Genomic DNA, 15,015 nt, shown 5'->3' on the forward strand with positions numbered 1-15,015 from the left:
GCCGCGTGCGGTCGGCTGTGCAGGGCAACATCTGGAACGGGCTGTCACGCCTGCGCCGCGCACGTCGGGTGCAGACCCTGATGACGCTCGGCCTGGTGGTGCTGGGGCCGATCCTTGCGATGTCGACCTTCCTCGCGCTCGGGCCGTTCAACTTCGGCGCGGGATCGCCCGTCCTGCGGCTGATCCTGCTTGCAGACCTTGTCTATATCCTTGTCGTGGCCGCGCTGGTTCTGGCGAGGGTGGCGCGCACCATCGCCGACCGGCGGCGCATGTCGGCAGGCTCGCGCCTTCATCTGCGGCTGTCCGGCGTCTTCGCGCTGGTGGCGCTGACGCCGACGGTGCTGATCGCGATCTTTGCCGTCCTGACCGTCAACATCGGGCTGGAAGGGTGGTTTTCCGATCGGGTGCGGCAGGTGGTGGGCAATTCGCTGGCCGCGGCCCAGGCCTATGAGGCCGAACACCGCGAGGACCTCACCGAAGACGCGCAGGCCTTTGCCGCCTATCTGAACGTGGCCAAGCAATCGACCTTTTTCCTGCAGGACGATCAGTTGCGCCCGGTCCTGACCCAGGGCCAGCAGCTGATTCAGCGCGGCCTGCGCGAGGCTTTCCTGATCGACGGCAGCGGCACGCTGCGGACGCGGGGCGACAAATCCTATCTGTTCGACTTCGAACAGCCCACCCCCGAGGAACTGGAACGCGCGCGGTCGGGCGAGGTGGTCATCATTCAGGATTGGGCCAACAACGAATTCCGCGCGCTGCTCTTTCTCGATGCCTATGCCGACCGGTATCTTTACATCTCTCGCGAGGTTGACGGGTCGATCCTGTCGCTTCTGGACGAAACCCGCGAGACGGTCAGGCTCTATCACCAGCTTGAAGCAGAACGCGGGCGGCTTCTGTTCGAATTCGGGCTTCTCTACCTCGGTTTCGCGATCATCCTGATCCTGGCCGCGATCTGGCTGGGCCTGTGGTTCGCCGAACGCCTGTCGCGTCCGGTGGGGCGGCTTGCGGGCGCGGCACAGCGCGTCGGTGGCGGCGATCTGGACGTGCAGGTGAAGGAAGAAGAGGGCGACGATGAAATCGCCATGCTGGGCCGCATCTTCAACCAGATGACCCGCCAGCTGAAAGGCCAGCGCGATGCGCTGATGGACAGCCACCGGCAATCCGAACGCCGCCGCCGCCTGTTCGATTCGGTGCTGACCTCGATCACGGCGGGGGTGATCGGCCTTGATGCCGAGGGCCGGGTGGATTTCGCCAACCGCGCCGCCGAACGGCTGCTGGATTTCCACGAGGGCAAGGACCTGGCGCTGGCGGTCGCGGTGCCCGAATTCGCGGCGCTCTTCGACCGGCTGCGTGAGGGTGGCGCCGCCACTGTCCAGGACGAGATTCGCCTGACCCGTCAGGGGCGGATGGAAAGCCTTCTGGTCCGGATGGGCGTCAGGCGGAACGATGCCGGGCGGCTTGAAGGATATGTGGTCGCCTTTGATGACGTGACCGACCTGGTCAGCGCGCAGCGGATGGCCGCCTGGGGCGACGTGGCGCGCCGCATCGCGCACGAGATCAAGAACCCCCTGACCCCGATCCAGCTTTCCGCCGAACGGATCAAGCGCAAGTTCCTGCCCGTTGTGGGCGACCAGGCTGCCGACCTTCAGCAATACGCCGATGTGATCGTGCGCCAGACGAACGACCTGCGGCGGATCGTCGATGAATTCTCGCGTTTCGCGCGGATGCCCGAACCCGACCGGCGCGAGGCCGACATTGTGGCGATCCTCAGGGATGCGGTGGTCCTGCAGGATGCGGGCCTGCCCGGTATCCGGGTGGTCTCGGATCTGCCCGACCACCCGGTGATGATGGAAATCGACGCGACCATGATCGGTCAGGCGCTGACGAACCTGATCAAGAACGCAGGCGAAGCGATTGAAAGCCTTGTCGAAAAAGGCGCGCCCGAGGGCTTCGTGCCGGAAATCCGCGTGACCGCCGGGGAAGCGGCGGATCTGTTCACGATCCGCATCGCCGACAACGGGATCGGCCTGCCGCCGGATCGCGCCCGACTGTTCGAGCCCTATGTGACGACGCGGGAAAAGGGCACGGGCCTTGGCCTGCCAATTGTGAAAAAGATCATCGAGGAACACGGGGGCACGCTGACGCTGACCGACGCGCCCCTGTTCGAAGGCAATGCCCATGCGGGCGCGATGGCGGAAATCCGGCTGCCAAGGGCCCGGCAGGCCCCACGCGGCAAGGGATCGAAAACGGGACCGGCCCTGACGCCGGGCGGAGGAAAAGATGAGCATTCTGATCGTTGACGATGAACGGGACATACGCGAACTGATCGGCGACATCCTGCGAGACGAAGGGTTCACCGTGCGGCTGGCGGCCAATGCCGACGAATGCATGGCCGAGATCAACGCCGAGGCGCCGCAACTGATGATCCTCGACATCTGGCTGAAGGACAGCCGGATGGACGGGATCGACATCCTCAAGACCGTGAAGCGCGACAATCCGGATGTGCCGGTGGTCATCATCTCGGGCCATGGCAACATCGAAATCGCGGTCGCCGCGATCAAGCAGGGCGCCTATGACTTCATCGAAAAACCGTTCAACATCGACCAGCTGATGGTCGTCGTCGGGCGGGCGATGGAAACCTCGCGGCTGCGGCGCGAGAACAGCGAACTGCGCCGCCGCGAAGGCCCGGCTTCGGAAATGCTGGGCAGTTCGGCCGCCTTCAGGGGGCTGAAGACACAGCTTGAAAAGGTGACGAAGTCGAACGCCCGCGTGATGCTGACCGGCCCTGCCGGATCGGGCAAGGAACTGGCGGCGCGCTTCATCCACGCCCATTCGCCCCGCGCCGCAAGCCCGTTCGTCACCGTCTCGTCCGCGACGATCGAACCCGACCGGATGGAAGAGGTCCTGTTCGGGCGCGAGACGCCGGAAAGGGGGGTGGAATCGGGCCTTCTGGAACAGGCACATGGCGGGATCGTCTATTTCGACGAAGTGGCGGACATGCCGCTTGGCACGCAGTCCAAGATCCTGCGCGTGCTGACCGAACAGCAGTTCACCCGCGCGGGCGGCACCGACAAGGTGCGCGTGGACCTGCGGGTGATTTCCTCCACCACGCGCGACCTGCGGCAGGAAATCCAGGGTGGCCGGTTCCGCCAGGAACTGTATGACCGGCTGAACGTGGTGCCGATCCAGGTGCCCTCGCTTGAAGACCGGCGCGAGGATATCCCGGAACTGACCCGGCATTTCATCGACCTGTTCCACCGCAGCCAGGGCCTGCCGCTGCGCCCGTTGTCCGAAGATGCCGAGGCCCTGTTGCAGACGATGCAATGGCCCGGCAACATCCGCCAGTTGCGTAACGTGATCGAACGCGCGCTGATCCTTGGCGATGGCGCGGGGCCGATCGAGGCGACCGAACTCGACAGCCCGGCCAGCACCGGAATTGGCGAGGGCCGGATGACCCTGGGCGGGATGGTGGCGACGCTGCCCCTGCGCGAAGCACGCGAGATGTTCGAGAAGGAATACCTGCTGACCCAGATCAACCGGTTCGGCGGCAATATCAGCCGGACGGCGAATTTCGTGGGGATGGAACGGAGCGCCCTGCACCGCAAGCTGAAATCGCTGGGGGTGGTCACGACCTCGAAGGGCGGCGGCCGGATGGCGCAGCTTGAGGAAGACGAAGACACCGAGGACTAAGGGCAGGGGCCTGATCCGAGCCGGGTGGCCCTTGGCATGGACAGGCCGTCACGGGGCCGGATCGTATCCGAACTGCGTGAAATCGCGGGAATAGGTTTCGGCCACGCGGATGCGGTCGACCTCGTCCCAGTCCACTTTCAGCCCGTCGGCGAATGGGGCGGCGTTTTCGTGGGGAACCTCGGCAGGTGGCGCCACGCCGAGGATTGCGGCGATGCGGCCCAGGATCGCAGGCATTCCTTCTTCAAAGCGCAGCACCTCGACCCCGGTGCCGCCGAACTGCCACTGCGGACGCAGGTGATTGTCGAGGTGGAAGGGTTCGTTGCGGGCCCGCTCAAGGCTCTGTTCCAGCCAGAACGAGAAATCCGGCCACTCCTTCCAGAACCCCTGACCCGCGATCGCGGCCCGCAGCCGGTATTCGCTTTCGATCCGCCGGAAGGGATCGCGCACGGTCATCACCACATGGTCGAAATACCCGTCGCCGAACAACTGCCGGATATCCGAAAGCCGCAGGTGCTGGGGTGTGCAGCGCAGCGCGGGCGGCTGGCCGATATGGCGAAAGCGGAGGGGCGCGATTCCCGCCATCCAGCGTTCCACACTGGCGCCGCCGGTCCGTGGCACATGGACGTAGAGAAGCCGCTTTCCGGCGTGTTCGATGAAGGGCATTGCAGCGTTCCTTGTCTGCCGGGCAGACTAGCCGCAGGGCTTGCCAAGGTCATCCGCAAATCGCGCCCGGCAGCGCCTCTTGGCGGATGGGTGCGAAGGCCCGCCGCCATTGACCCTTGCCCGTCCGCCGTGGCATGGGTTGGCAGTAACGGATCCGGAGCGGCCGATGAAGGTGATCATCTGTGGCGCGGGACAGGTCGGCTGGCAGATCGCCCGCCACCTGTCGGGCGAAAAGAACGATGTAACCGTCGTTGACATGAACCCCGATCTGGTGCGGCGGGCGTCGGACACGCTGGACGTGCGGGGCGTTTCGGGCTTTGCCAGCTATCCCGACGTGCTGGACCGGGCGGGCGCGCGCGATGCCGACATGATCATCGCCGCCACCCATTCGGACGAGGTGAACATGGTCACCTGTCAGGTGGCCCATTCCGTCTTCTCCGTGCCGCGCAAGATCGCCCGTCTTCGGGCGCAAAGCTATCTGGATGCGATCTACGCCGATCTTTACCGGCGCGATCATCTACCGATCGACGTGGTCATCAGCCCCGAACGCGAAGTGGCCGAGGCCGCGCTGCAGCGTCTGGCGGCACCCGCGACCTTCGACACGGAAAGCTTCATGGGCGGAAGGGCGCAGCTTCTGGGGATCGCGCTGGACGAACACTGCCCGGTGCTGAACACGGGGCTGCGGCAACTGAACGATCTGTTCATGACGCTGCGCGCCATCGTCGTCGGTGTGCGCCGCGAGGGCCGCCTGTTCGCGCCGGAGCCCGACGACCAGCTTTACGACGGCGACCAGATCTATGTCTTCACCCATTCCGAGGACGTGAACCGCACGCTGGAAATCTTCGGAAAGGCCACGAAAAAGCAGGAACGCATCGTCATCATCGGCGGCGGGAACGTGGGGCTTGGCGTGGCCAAGGCGCTGGAATCGCGCACCGACCGGGTCCGCGCCAAGATCATCGAACGCAGCCGCGCACGTGCCGAATTCGCGGCGGATTCGCTGACGCGGACGATCGTGCTGCATGGCGACGGGATGGACATGGACATCCTTCAGGAAGCCTCCATCGACCGGGCAGATGCCGTTCTGGCGGTGACGGATGACGACAAGACGAACATGCTGGCCGCGGTTCGTGCGAAGGCCGCGGGCTGCCCGATGTCCATCGCGCTGGTCAACGACCCGACGCTGGTGCCGCTGATGGGGCATCTGGACATCGACGCCTACATCAACCCCCGCGCAACGACCGTGTCGTCGATCCTGCGCCACATCCGCCACGGGCGGGTCCGGGCGATCTATTCCATCGGCGACGCCGAGGCCGAGGTGATCGAGGCACAGGTTCTGGGCACGTCCTCGCTGGCCGGGCGCATGATCCGCGATGTGGAGTTCCCCGAAGGCGTGCTGGTCGGCGCCGTTATGAAGGGCGACAAGGTGATGAAACCCATGGGCGACCTGCGGCTGGAAGAGGGCGACGTGATCGCGCTGTTCTCGATGGCCAAGGACGTGCCCGAAGTCGAGCGCCTGCTGCAGGTGCAGATCGACTTCTTCTAGGCCATGCTGCGCCATATCCTCGATCTTCCGGTTCTTGTCATCCTTCTGGGGATCTCGGCGCTGGCCATGTTCCTGCCCGCCGCGCATGCCGTGGTATTGCGCGACCACGACATCGGGCGGGCCTTCTTCTACTCGGGCACCATCCTTCTTGTGCTGTCGGGGATGATCGGGCTTGCCACGGCAAACCACCAGCCGCGCAACGCCGCGCGGAGCCACCTGATGGCCCTGGCGATGGCCTATCTGGTTCTGCCGCTGGCCCTGGCGCTGCCCTTCGATCAGGCGATCCCCGACACATCCTATGTGAACGCCTGGTTCGAGATGCTGTCCTCTTTCACAACGACAGGGGCCAGCCTTTATGACCAGCCCGAACGCCTTGCCCCCTCGCTGCATCTCTGGCGGGCGCTGGTGGGCTGGCTTGGCGGGTTCTTCATCCTGGTGATGGCGATGGCGGTGCTGGCGCCTCTGAACCTCGGGGGGCTCGAGGTCGTGACGGGCCGAACCCCTGGCCGGGGGGATCGGCAAAGCGGCATCGTGACCCGCGTGGCCGATCCGTCCGAGCGGCTGACCCGCTTCACCGTGATCCTGCTGCCGGCCTATGCGGGGCTTACCGTGGCGCTGTGGGTCCTTCTGCTGATCTTGGGGGATGACGGGATGGGCGCGCTGTGCCGGGCCATGGGCACGCTTTCGACATCCGGCATCAGCTGCGATGCGGGGCGGGCCGGGGGGCAGGCCGGCGTGGCGGGCGAGGCCGTCATGGCCGTCTTCTTCGTCTTCGCGCTGAGCCGCCGGACGCTGCCGGGCAGTTTCGTCACCGGGCGCCATGACCCATTGCTGCGCGATCCCGAACTTCGTCTGGCGGGCGTGATCGTCGGCGTGGTCATGATCACCCTGTTCCTGCGGCACTGGCTGGCCGCGTTCCAGCTTGCCGACGGCACCGACCTTCCGGGCGTGGGCAGCGCGATCTGGGGATCGGCCTTCACGGCGCTGTCCTATCTGACGACAACGGGCTACGTGTCGCAGGAATGGTCGGATGTGCGGCTCTGGTCGGGCCTGCAGTCGCCGGGGCTTATCCTTCTGGGGCTGGCCATCGTGGGCGGCGGGGTGGCGACGACGGCGGGCGGGGTCAAGCTGTTCCGCGTCTATGCGCTGTTCCGGCATGGCGAACGCGAGCTTGAAAAGCTGATCCATCCCAACTCGGTCGGGGGGGCGGGGCAATCGGCCCGCCGCCTGCGGCGCGAGGGCGCCTATCTGGCCTGGATCTTCTTCATGCTGTTTGCCATGTCGATCGCCGTCGGCGTGGGCGCGCTGGCGCTTGCCGGGATCGACTTTGAAAACGGCCTGATCCTCACGCTGGCGGCCCTGACCACCACCGGGCAACTGGCACAAACGGCGGGGGCATCGCCGATCAGCTATGCCGGACTTTCGGACGCGGCCAAGCTGATCCTGGCGGGTGCGATGGTGCTTGGCCGGGTCGAGATGCTGGCGCTTCTGGCGCTTGTCGTGCCGAGCGGTTGGCGGAACTAGTCCGGATGGGTCCGTAACGGCCTGATTTTTGGGCTGGAATCTGATCGATTCGCGCGACATACTCAGCCAGCGAGCCGGCAACGGGAAACAGGGACCAAGACGTCCGGATTCGGGACGCGCGATACAAAGGCAATAAAAAAATGGCTGCCGACAAACAGAACTTGCAAGACGCATTTCTTAATCATGTCCGCAAGGCTAAGATTCCGGTAACGATTTTCCTGATCAACGGTGTGAAACTTCAGGGCGTGATCACCTGGTTTGACAATTTCTGCGTTCTTCTGCGCCGTGACGGTCAATCGCAGCTGGTCTACAAGCATGCGATTTCCACCATCATGCCGGGTGCGCCCATCAACCTTTACGAGGGCGAAGACTGAACCCGGACCTGCCCGACGAATGGGAGGATGATCCCGACGCGACCGGGATCGACGCCTATGAAACCGAAGGTGGCGTGACACGCGCCTTCGTTCTGCATCCTGACATCCGCACCGACAAGGCACGTCGCCTTCCCGAACACCGTCTGGCCGAGGCGGTTTCGCTGGCCGCGGCGCTGCCCGGCCTGGTCGTCACCGGGGCCGAAGTTGTCCGCCTGCCGCGCGCGCAACCCGGCAAGCTGTTCGGTTCCGGCAAGGTCGAGGAGCTTGGGGCGCTGTTCAAATCGCTGGATGTCGGGCTGGTTCTGGTCGACGGCCCGGTCAGCCCGGTGCAGCAGCGCAATCTGGAAAAGGAATGGGGCGTCAAGCTTCTGGACCGGACCGGGCTGATCCTTGAAATCTTCGCCGACCGCGCCCGCACGCGCGAGGGCGTGCTTCAGGTCGAACTGGCCGCGCTGTCCTATCAGCGCACACGCCTGGTGCGGGCCTGGACGCACCTTGAACGGCAGCGGGGCGGTTTCGGATTTGTCGGCGGTCCCGGGGAAACCCAGATCGAGGCCGACCGCCGCGCCATCGACGAACAGGTGATCCGGCTGAAGCGACAGCTTGACCGGGTGGTGAAGACGCGCGAACTGCACCGCGCAGCGCGCCGCAAGGTGCCTTTTCCGATCGTGGCGCTGGTGGGCTATACCAACGCGGGCAAGTCCACGTTGTTCAACCGCATGACCGGGGCCGAGGTCCTGGCCAAGGACATGCTTTTTGCCACGCTCGATCCCACGATGCGTGGGATCACCCTGCCCACGGGCCGCAAGATCATCCTGTCCGATACCGTGGGGTTCATCAGCGATCTGCCGACCCAACTGGTGGCAGCCTTCCGCGCCACGCTGGAAGAGGTGCTTGAGGCCGATCTGATCGTGCATGTGCGCGACATCAGCCATCCCGAAACCGCCGAACAGGCGGCTGATGTGCACGACATCCTGCAATCCCTGGGCGTCAAGGGGGCGACGCCCGTGATCGAGGTCTGGAACAAGCTCGATCAGGTGGATCCTTCCGCGCGCGAACCTTTGCTGACCCAGGCCGTGGCCCGCGAAGGCGTTTTCGCGCTGTCGGCGCTGACGGGCGAGGGGATCGACCGTTTCCTGCAGGCGGTGTCGGTCGTCTTCGACGAGGAAAAGACCGACCGCAGGCTGGTGCTGGGGTTTGCAGACGGCCGCCGCCGCGCCTGGCTGCATCAGGAAGGTGTCGTCACCGCCGAGACGCAGACCGAGGCCGGCTGGGAGGTCGACGTGCGCTGGACCGCACGGCAGGAAAAGCGCTATCGCGACCTGACGGCGGCCTGACGGCGGGCCGACGGGCGCTAGCTGCCCGACCCCACAGGCGCGGTCGGGACCGGAACAGGGGCAGGGCCATCGCCGGCCCGGCGCGGTCTTTCGAAGTAGACGCTGTCGCACCATTCGTCGCCCCATTTCAGGGTGCGTTCGGCGCGGTGGGTTTCGTGGAACCCGAGATCCGTCAGAAGACCGATCGAGGCTGCGTTGCGCGGGTCCGCCTCGGCGGTCAGGGCCGGGACCGGATGGCGGGCGAACAGATACGGGATCACGGCCTGCAAAGCCTCGCGCATCAGGCCCTGGCGCCAGTAGGCCGGATGCAGGATATAGCCGATTTCGGGCAGGCGCCAGGCGCCCGCCTTGCCGATGATGCGGCCGTTGTGGACGATCACGAAATCATCCGCCTCGGCAGGGTCTGCGGCGATCATCCCCGCCAGCCATTCCTCGGTTTCGGAAAGGCTGTCATGCGCGGGCCGCGTCCAGTACCGCATCGCGGCGGGTTCGGTGAAGACCGCATGCAGGTCGGGCGCATCGCTGGCGCGCGCCCGCCTCAACGTCAGGCGCGCGGTGCGGATCATGGCGCGGCGGGCGCGATGCGGGTCACGCCTTCGGCCCCTGCGCGCGCCAGATCGGGATCGAGCGACATAGGGATGTATTCGCCCCGCCGCCACAGCACCCCCAGATCGTCGTAATGCCGCGACAGCGGATGCCCCGATTGTCCGGTCGAGATGATGAAGACCGAACTGTCGGGATCGGCAAAGTCATAGACCCCGCGATAGCCCGCGCCGTGGACGTTCAGGAACGGCTCGGGGTCGCGTCCCGAGGTTCGCCCCCGCATCAGCGTGTTGTCGCCGCCGCTGGTGGACTGGCGGACGTTCACGAAATACTTGAGCATCGGCACCTCGCCCAGAACGCTGTGGTCATGGGTTGCCTGATGCGCATCGCCCCAACGCCAGCTTTCGGGATTGGGCCCATAGCGTTCGGTCAGCCAGATCAGCGCCTCGTCCAGCGCGACGCGGGCAATGTCGACGCAGGTTTCGATGGGCGAGGACTGGATCACGTCGCACCAGACGCCCGCGCCATCGACGTTGCGGAACACCCGTTCCACCAAGACCGGGTCGGTATGGGTGAACTCGTCGGCGAGAGGGCCGATCTCGTCGCGCATCAGCCGGTCATTCAGCGCGCGAAGCCACGCCATGTAGATCAGCGGTTCGGGCAGATGTTCGTTCATCTCGCCGTTCCATTCCGCCAAAAGCTCCAGCGCGCGCTGGCGAAGGCGTTCCGGCGTGCCCTCGGCTGCGGGTTCGCCGGTGAACCACAGGTCCGCCCCGATCAGGGGCAGCAGGCTGCGCGCGGTGAAGGACACGGTATCAAGCTGCGCCTCGATGAAGCTTTCGCGGGTATGCACCTCGCGCGTCTGCATCAGCGTCAGCCAGCGCTGGATGCGCTGCGTGTCGCCCCACAGGTGGCTGACATGGTCGGGGAAGGGGCGGTTCACGATCTTGTTGTTGGTGTTTCCCAGGATGCCCGAGGTCGGGTTCTCAAACCGCGGGTTCCGGTCATAGGGCAGGGTACCCTGCCAGCGGTTCTCGGCCAGCCAGCCGGGGCTTGGCATCCGGCCCTGGCTCTGGTGGCGGGGGTCGCGGGCGGGCATGGCGCCGATGGTCTGCAGGGCGACACCCGACTGATCGGCCAGCATCAGGTTCTGCGACGGCGCCATGAACAGCCGCCCCGCCTCGATCGCCTCGGCCACCGATTTCGCCCGCATCAGCCGCATCGCCGAGGTCATCGAGGTATCGGCCCCCGAAAGCGCCGTCCAGGACAGCGCGGTGACATGCCCCGCGGGTGTGACCGAGGCAAGGTCGTAATGGGTGCCGGGCAGGACCGGGCCGTTGTCGGTCCAGCGCAGGGTGATGGTCAGCGGGTCGGCGTCCTTCACCTCGATGATCGACCGGCGCGTGACGAAGGGTTTCCAGCCGTCGGGCGTGCGGTATTCCTCGGGGTTTTCGGGATTCACCTCTTCGATGAAGATGTCCTGGTCGTCCAGATACGAGGATGTCAGCCCCCAGCCAAGCGCCTCGGACCGGCCCAGAAGGATCACGGGCATCCCCGGAATGGTGCCGCCGATGACGCCGCCCGATTGCAGTTCCAGCCGCGCGAGGTACCAGATCGCGGGCGCGGTGAAGCCAAGATGCGGATCATTGGCCAGAAGCGAACCGGCCGCCGCCGCCCGGTTCGGCGCGGCCGCCCAGGCGTTCGAGGCGCCGGCCTGGGCCAGGGGCTTGACCGGCGACAGCGGACCATCCAGCCCCGCCCGCTGCAAGGGCAGGGTGGAGGCCGGAACGCCCGGCACGAGGCTTGCGTAATCCGGCAGCGCCGCCACGCCCGCGCCGGGGGCATCGGGCAGGATATCGGCCAGCCGCGCATCCGACAGCAGCAGCGAAACCCGGGCGCGCAGCACCTCGGCCTCGACATGACCGGAAAGCTGAAGCGCCATCAGCTTGATGATGGCCAGCGAATCCGCCGGTTGCCATGCCGCGATCTCGTTGGTGAAGAAGAAGAATTCCGGTGCGCCGCGCCCCCGCGCGCCTTCGTTCACCTGCCCGATCCAGGCGTTCACCCCGCGCGCATAGGCATCGAGCGCGGTCTTGGTGTATTCGTCCTGCACATCGGCCGAGGTCAGCGCCAGATTGTACAGATCGAGCCGCCGCATCAGTTCGTCGATCTGCAAGGTGCGGTTGCCGAAAACCTCCGAAAGGCGGCCCTGCACCGTCCGCCGCAGAAGCGTCATCTGCCAGAGCCGGTCCTGCGCATGGGCGAAGCCGAGGGCAAAGAACACGTCGGCATCGGTCTGGCCGAAGATATGCGGGACATTGGCATTGGTGCGGACGATCTCGACCGGGGCGGTCACGCCGTTCAGCGCGAATTCCTCGGCATAATCGGGCAGGGAGCGCGACAGGAACACATAGACGATGGCCAGCGCCAGCACCGCCAGCACGATCGCGGCGGTGAAAAGGCGCAGGAGCCAACGGAACAGCAAGAACATCAAGGGACCTGTGCTTGACCTCGGGGGGCAAGTGGTTACCTAGTCTATCCCGCATGGATGAGCAATCGCAGGGAGACGGAGCGAATGGCAAAGGTGGCATTTCTGGGGCTCGGGGTAATGGGGTTTCCGATGGCGGGGCATCTGGCCGCCAAGGGGCATCAGGTGACGGTCTACAACCGGTCGCCCGCGAAGGCAGAGGCCTGGGTTGCCAAGCATGGCGGCGCACATGCGGCCACGCCGCGCGCGGCGGCCGAGGGCGCCGAGTTCATCATGGCCTGCGTCGGCAATGACGATGACCTGCGGTCGGTCTGCACCGGGGCGGACGGGGCCTTCGCCGGAATGGCCAAGGGTGCGGTCTTTGTCGATCACACCACGGTTTCGGCGCAGGTGACGCGCGAGCTGTCGGCCGTGGCTTCGGGGATGGGGCTGGGTTTTGTCGACGCGCCGGTGTCGGGCGGGCAGGCCGGGGCGGAAAACGGCGTCCTGTCGATCATGTGCGGTGGCGCCGAGGCGGATTACGCCAGGGCCGAACCCGTCATGGCCGCCTATGCCCGGATCTGCCGCCGCCTGGGCGACAGCGGTGCGGGCCAGATCGCCAAGATGATGAACCAGATCTGCATCGCGGGCCTCGTTCAGGGGCTGGCCGAGGCGCTGGCCTTCGGCAAAAAGGCGGGCATGGACGGTGAGGCGGTGGTCGAGGTGATCAGCCAGGGCGCCGCCGGAAGCTGGCAGATGGCCAACCGCCACAAGACGATGCTTACCGACCAGTTCGATTTCGGTTTTGCGGTGGACTGGATGCGCAAGGATCTGGGCATCTGCCTGAAGACCGCCGACGAGATCGGGGCCAGCCTGCCCGTGACCGCCCTTGTCGATCAGTTCTACAAGGAAGTGCAGGCCATGGGCGGCGGACGGAACGACACATCGAGCCTGATCCGCCGGCTGCCGCGCTGAATGGAACCGGGCCGGGGGCGCTGCCCCCGGACCCCCGGGGTATTTCGGTCAGGTTGAAGGGCCCGGTCAAGGGCCCGTATCAGGGGATGATGCGGGTGTACTTGACGCCCGCCAGCGTCGCCCCGGCGATCAGCCCGGCCTGGCCGAAGACCAGCGCGATCACGGGTTCGATCTCGGTCGTTTCCTTGCCGAGGCTGGCCCCCTGTTCGGGTGTTGCATAGCGCACGTCCGCGCCCGCCGCCCAGCCTGAGGACCGGCGGAATTCCGTCAGCGCGGCTTCGGTCATGAAGAACAGCGCATGTGCATATTGCTGCGCGCCGATCTGGATGCCGATCGTGGCACGCGCGGCGGAATAGTAATCCACCGTCACGTCGTTGATGCGCAGCGCGCCGCGGCCGTAGCCGCCGCCGATACCGAAACCGGCCTCTGTCACCAGCGGCATGTAAAGCACGCCGAAGGCTTTCTGTGCCAGTTCCTGCGTGCCCGGATAGGTCCGGAACAGGAAGTTCCGTGTCGCATCGACGCGGGCGTCGATCGTGGAGCCGCCGCGACTTCCCACGCCATTGCCGCACCCCGCCAGCACCGCCAGCGATGCGCCGCCGGTTGCGATGAATGTACGTCTGGATACTGCTGCCGAACGGAGCCTGGTCATGGTCTTGCCCTCTTCACGCCTCAAGCGGGGCTCTGCCGGCCCCTCTGCCACAAGATATAGACCGGATTTGCGCGCCTGTCATCCGCTAGTATGTGCAGGGCCGCGGCTTTGCGCGAAACCCCGCCTCAGCCCCGCGCCCCGAGGATGGTCGCGACCTCGGGGGCGAAATAGGTCAGCACCCCGTCGCAGCCTGCCCGGCGGAAGGCCATCAGGCTTTCCAGCATGACCTTTTCGCCGTCGATCCAGCCGTTCTGGGCGGCGGCCTTGATCATCGCGTATTCGCCCGAGACCTGATAGGCATAGGTCGGCACGCCGAAGGTGGATTTCACCCGCTGACAGATGTCCAGATAGGGCATTCCGGGTTTCACCATCACCATGTCGGCGCCCTCGCGCAGGTCGCGTTCGATCAGGCGCAGCGCCTCGTCGGAATTCGCCGCGTTCATCTGATAGGTCTTCTTGTCACCCTTGAGCGCGCCCGATGCGCCGACAGCATCGCGGAACGGGCCATAGAAGGCCGAGGCGTATTTCGCCGAATAGGACATGATCGTCACATCCTTGTGGCCCGCCGATTCAAGCGCCGCGCGCATCGCGCCGATCCGGCCGTCCATCATGTCGGAGGGGCCGAGGATATCGGCGCCCGCCTCGGCCTGGGCAAGGCTCATCCGGACCAGCGCCTCGACCGTCTCGTCGTTCAGGATCACGCCGTCGCGCACGATCCCGTCATGGCCATTGGCATTGTAGGGATCAAGCGCCACGTCGGTCATCACCGCGATCTCGGGCACCGCGGCCTTGATCGCGCGGATCGCGCGGTTGGCCAGGTTTTCGGGGTTCCAAGCCTCTTCGCAGGCTTCGGTCTTCTTCGCCGGATCGGTGTAGGGGAAAAGACAGATCGCGGGAATTCCAAGGCCCGCGGCCCGTTCGGCGGCGCGCACCACATTGTCGATCGACAGCCGGTTCACGCCGGGCATCGAGGCCACCGGTTCGGTCACGCCGTCGCCGTCCCGCACGAAGACCGGCCAGATCAGGTCATTGACCGACAGCGTGTGTTCCTGGGTCAGCCTGCGCAGCGCATCCGTGCGGCGGACGCGGCGAAAGCGGGCGGCGGGGTAGGCGGCTTGGATCGGGCGCATGGCTTCTCCGGGCTTCGGCCCGTCAGGGCCAGGGGCGATCAGGGCCCATTGGCCCTTGCGATTTTCCGTATTGCCTGACATGGAAAAGGCCGCATCTCAAGGGTGGGATTGCCGCTG

12 protein-coding genes are annotated in these 15,015 nt (G+C 65.9%); 7 read left to right on the top strand and 5 right to left on the bottom strand.

The features are described 5' to 3' along the window. Nucleotides 1-5 precede the first annotated feature (5 nt). Together E7811_RS13090 and ntrX are read left to right on the top strand one after the other, a co-directional pair. Nucleotides 6-2,300: a sensor histidine kinase NtrY-like gene (locus tag E7811_RS13090; protein ID WP_136395093.1), complete on the top strand. Its 2,295-nt coding sequence runs from the start codon at nucleotides 6-8 to the stop codon at nucleotides 2,298-2,300. Further along, complete coding sequence (gene ntrX / locus E7811_RS13095; protein WP_136395094.1) at nucleotides 2,281-3,690, top strand: nitrogen assimilation response regulator NtrX; 1,410 nt, start codon at nucleotides 2,281-2,283, stop codon at nucleotides 3,688-3,690. Before E7811_RS13090 ends, ntrX begins: the two co-directional genes overlap by 20 nt. Nucleotides 3,691-3,738: 48 nt before the next feature. Here the strand turns inward: ntrX and E7811_RS13100 are convergent, their stop codons facing one another. After that, a complete protein-coding gene (locus E7811_RS13100; protein WP_136395095.1) occupies nucleotides 3,739-4,353 on the bottom strand; it encodes a sulfotransferase family protein in 615 nt (204 codons plus the stop codon). A gap of 166 nt (nucleotides 4,354-4,519) precedes the next feature. On the opposite strand from E7811_RS13100, the gene trkA reads away from it, so the two are divergent. The 4 genes from trkA (at nucleotide 4,520) to hflX (ending at nucleotide 9,131) form a co-directional block, all read left to right on the top strand. Continuing rightward, nucleotides 4,520-5,896: a Trk system potassium transporter TrkA gene (gene trkA / locus E7811_RS13105; RefSeq protein WP_136395096.1), complete on the top strand. Its 1,377-nt coding sequence runs from the start codon at nucleotides 4,520-4,522 to the stop codon at nucleotides 5,894-5,896. 3 nt (nucleotides 5,897-5,899) lie between these two features. Continuing rightward, the gene (locus E7811_RS13110) at nucleotides 5,900-7,420 is read left to right on the top strand and encodes a TrkH family potassium uptake protein (RefSeq protein ID WP_246020430.1); all 1,521 of its coding nucleotides are present in this window, start codon (nucleotides 5,900-5,902) and stop codon (nucleotides 7,418-7,420) included. A 140-nt stretch (nucleotides 7,421-7,560) separates the two neighbouring features. Continuing rightward, a complete protein-coding gene (gene hfq / locus E7811_RS13115) occupies nucleotides 7,561-7,794 on the top strand; it encodes an RNA chaperone Hfq (RefSeq protein ID WP_136395097.1) in 234 nt (77 codons plus the stop codon). A 74-nt stretch (nucleotides 7,795-7,868) separates the two neighbouring features. After that, nucleotides 7,869-9,131 carry a GTPase HflX gene (hflX, locus tag E7811_RS13120; protein WP_211092115.1) on the top strand — a complete coding sequence of 421 codons (1,263 nt, stop codon included), beginning with the start codon at nucleotides 7,869-7,871 and terminating at the stop codon, nucleotides 9,129-9,131. 17 nt (nucleotides 9,132-9,148) lie between these two features. Here the strand turns inward: hflX and E7811_RS13125 are convergent, their stop codons facing one another. Then, the gene (locus E7811_RS13125) at nucleotides 9,149-9,697 is read right to left on the bottom strand and encodes a GNAT family N-acetyltransferase (protein ID WP_136395099.1); all 549 of its coding nucleotides are present in this window, start codon (nucleotides 9,695-9,697) and stop codon (nucleotides 9,149-9,151) included. Continuing rightward, nucleotides 9,694-12,165 (bottom strand): penicillin acylase family protein, encoded by a 2,472-nt coding sequence (locus E7811_RS13130; protein ID WP_136395100.1) that lies wholly within the window; start codon nucleotides 12,163-12,165, stop codon nucleotides 9,694-9,696. The genes E7811_RS13125 and E7811_RS13130 overlap by 4 nt, the downstream gene beginning before the upstream one ends. A gap of 84 nt (nucleotides 12,166-12,249) precedes the next feature. Here E7811_RS13130 and E7811_RS13135 point away from each other — a divergent pair, with 84 nt between their 5' ends. Further along, nucleotides 12,250-13,116, top strand: a complete 867-nt coding sequence (locus tag E7811_RS13135; RefSeq protein ID WP_136395101.1) for an NAD(P)-dependent oxidoreductase — start codon at nucleotides 12,250-12,252, stop codon at nucleotides 13,114-13,116. Nucleotides 13,117-13,195: 79 nt separating this feature from the next. Here E7811_RS13135 and E7811_RS13140 read toward each other — a convergent pair whose 3' ends face one another. Next, on the bottom strand, nucleotides 13,196-13,768 hold the full coding sequence (locus E7811_RS13140; protein WP_136395102.1) for a lipid-binding SYLF domain-containing protein: 573 nt from the start codon (nucleotides 13,766-13,768) through the stop codon (nucleotides 13,196-13,198). A gap of 125 nt (nucleotides 13,769-13,893) precedes the next feature. Further along, a complete protein-coding gene (gene hemB / locus E7811_RS13145) occupies nucleotides 13,894-14,898 on the bottom strand; it encodes a porphobilinogen synthase (RefSeq protein ID WP_136395103.1) in 1,005 nt (334 codons plus the stop codon). Nucleotides 14,899-15,015 lie beyond the last annotated feature (117 nt).

The organism is Aliigemmobacter aestuarii (assembly GCF_004799285.1).
GTDB classification, from domain to species: Bacteria; Pseudomonadota; Alphaproteobacteria; order Rhodobacterales; family Rhodobacteraceae; genus Aliigemmobacter; species Aliigemmobacter aestuarii.

What these genes read in the sequence shown, in the direction of transcription:
- E7811_RS13125 (WP_136395099.1), bottom strand. Translation starts at nt 9,697, where the DNA reads ATGATCCGCACCGCGCGCCTGACGTTGAGGCGGGCGCGCGCCAGCGAT.
- hemB (WP_136395103.1), bottom strand. Translation starts at nt 14,898, where the DNA reads ATGCGCCCGATCCAAGCCGCCTACCCCGCCGCCCGCTTTCGCCGCGTC.
- hfq (WP_136395097.1), top strand. Translation starts at nt 7,561, where the DNA reads ATGGCTGCCGACAAACAGAACTTGCAAGACGCATTTCTTAATCATGTC.
- E7811_RS13135 (WP_136395101.1), top strand. Translation starts at nt 12,250, where the DNA reads ATGGCAAAGGTGGCATTTCTGGGGCTCGGGGTAATGGGGTTTCCGATG.
- ntrX (WP_136395094.1), top strand. Translation starts at nt 2,281, where the DNA reads ATGAGCATTCTGATCGTTGACGATGAACGGGACATACGCGAACTGATC.
- E7811_RS13130 (WP_136395100.1), bottom strand. Translation starts at nt 12,165, where the DNA reads ATGTTCTTGCTGTTCCGTTGGCTCCTGCGCCTTTTCACCGCCGCGATC.
- E7811_RS13100 (WP_136395095.1), bottom strand. Translation starts at nt 4,353, where the DNA reads ATGCCCTTCATCGAACACGCCGGAAAGCGGCTTCTCTACGTCCATGTG.
- E7811_RS13140 (WP_136395102.1), bottom strand. Translation starts at nt 13,768, where the DNA reads ATGACCAGGCTCCGTTCGGCAGCAGTATCCAGACGTACATTCATCGCA.
- E7811_RS13110 (WP_246020430.1), top strand. Translation starts at nt 5,900, where the DNA reads ATGCTGCGCCATATCCTCGATCTTCCGGTTCTTGTCATCCTTCTGGGG.
- trkA (WP_136395096.1), top strand. Translation starts at nt 4,520, where the DNA reads ATGAAGGTGATCATCTGTGGCGCGGGACAGGTCGGCTGGCAGATCGCC.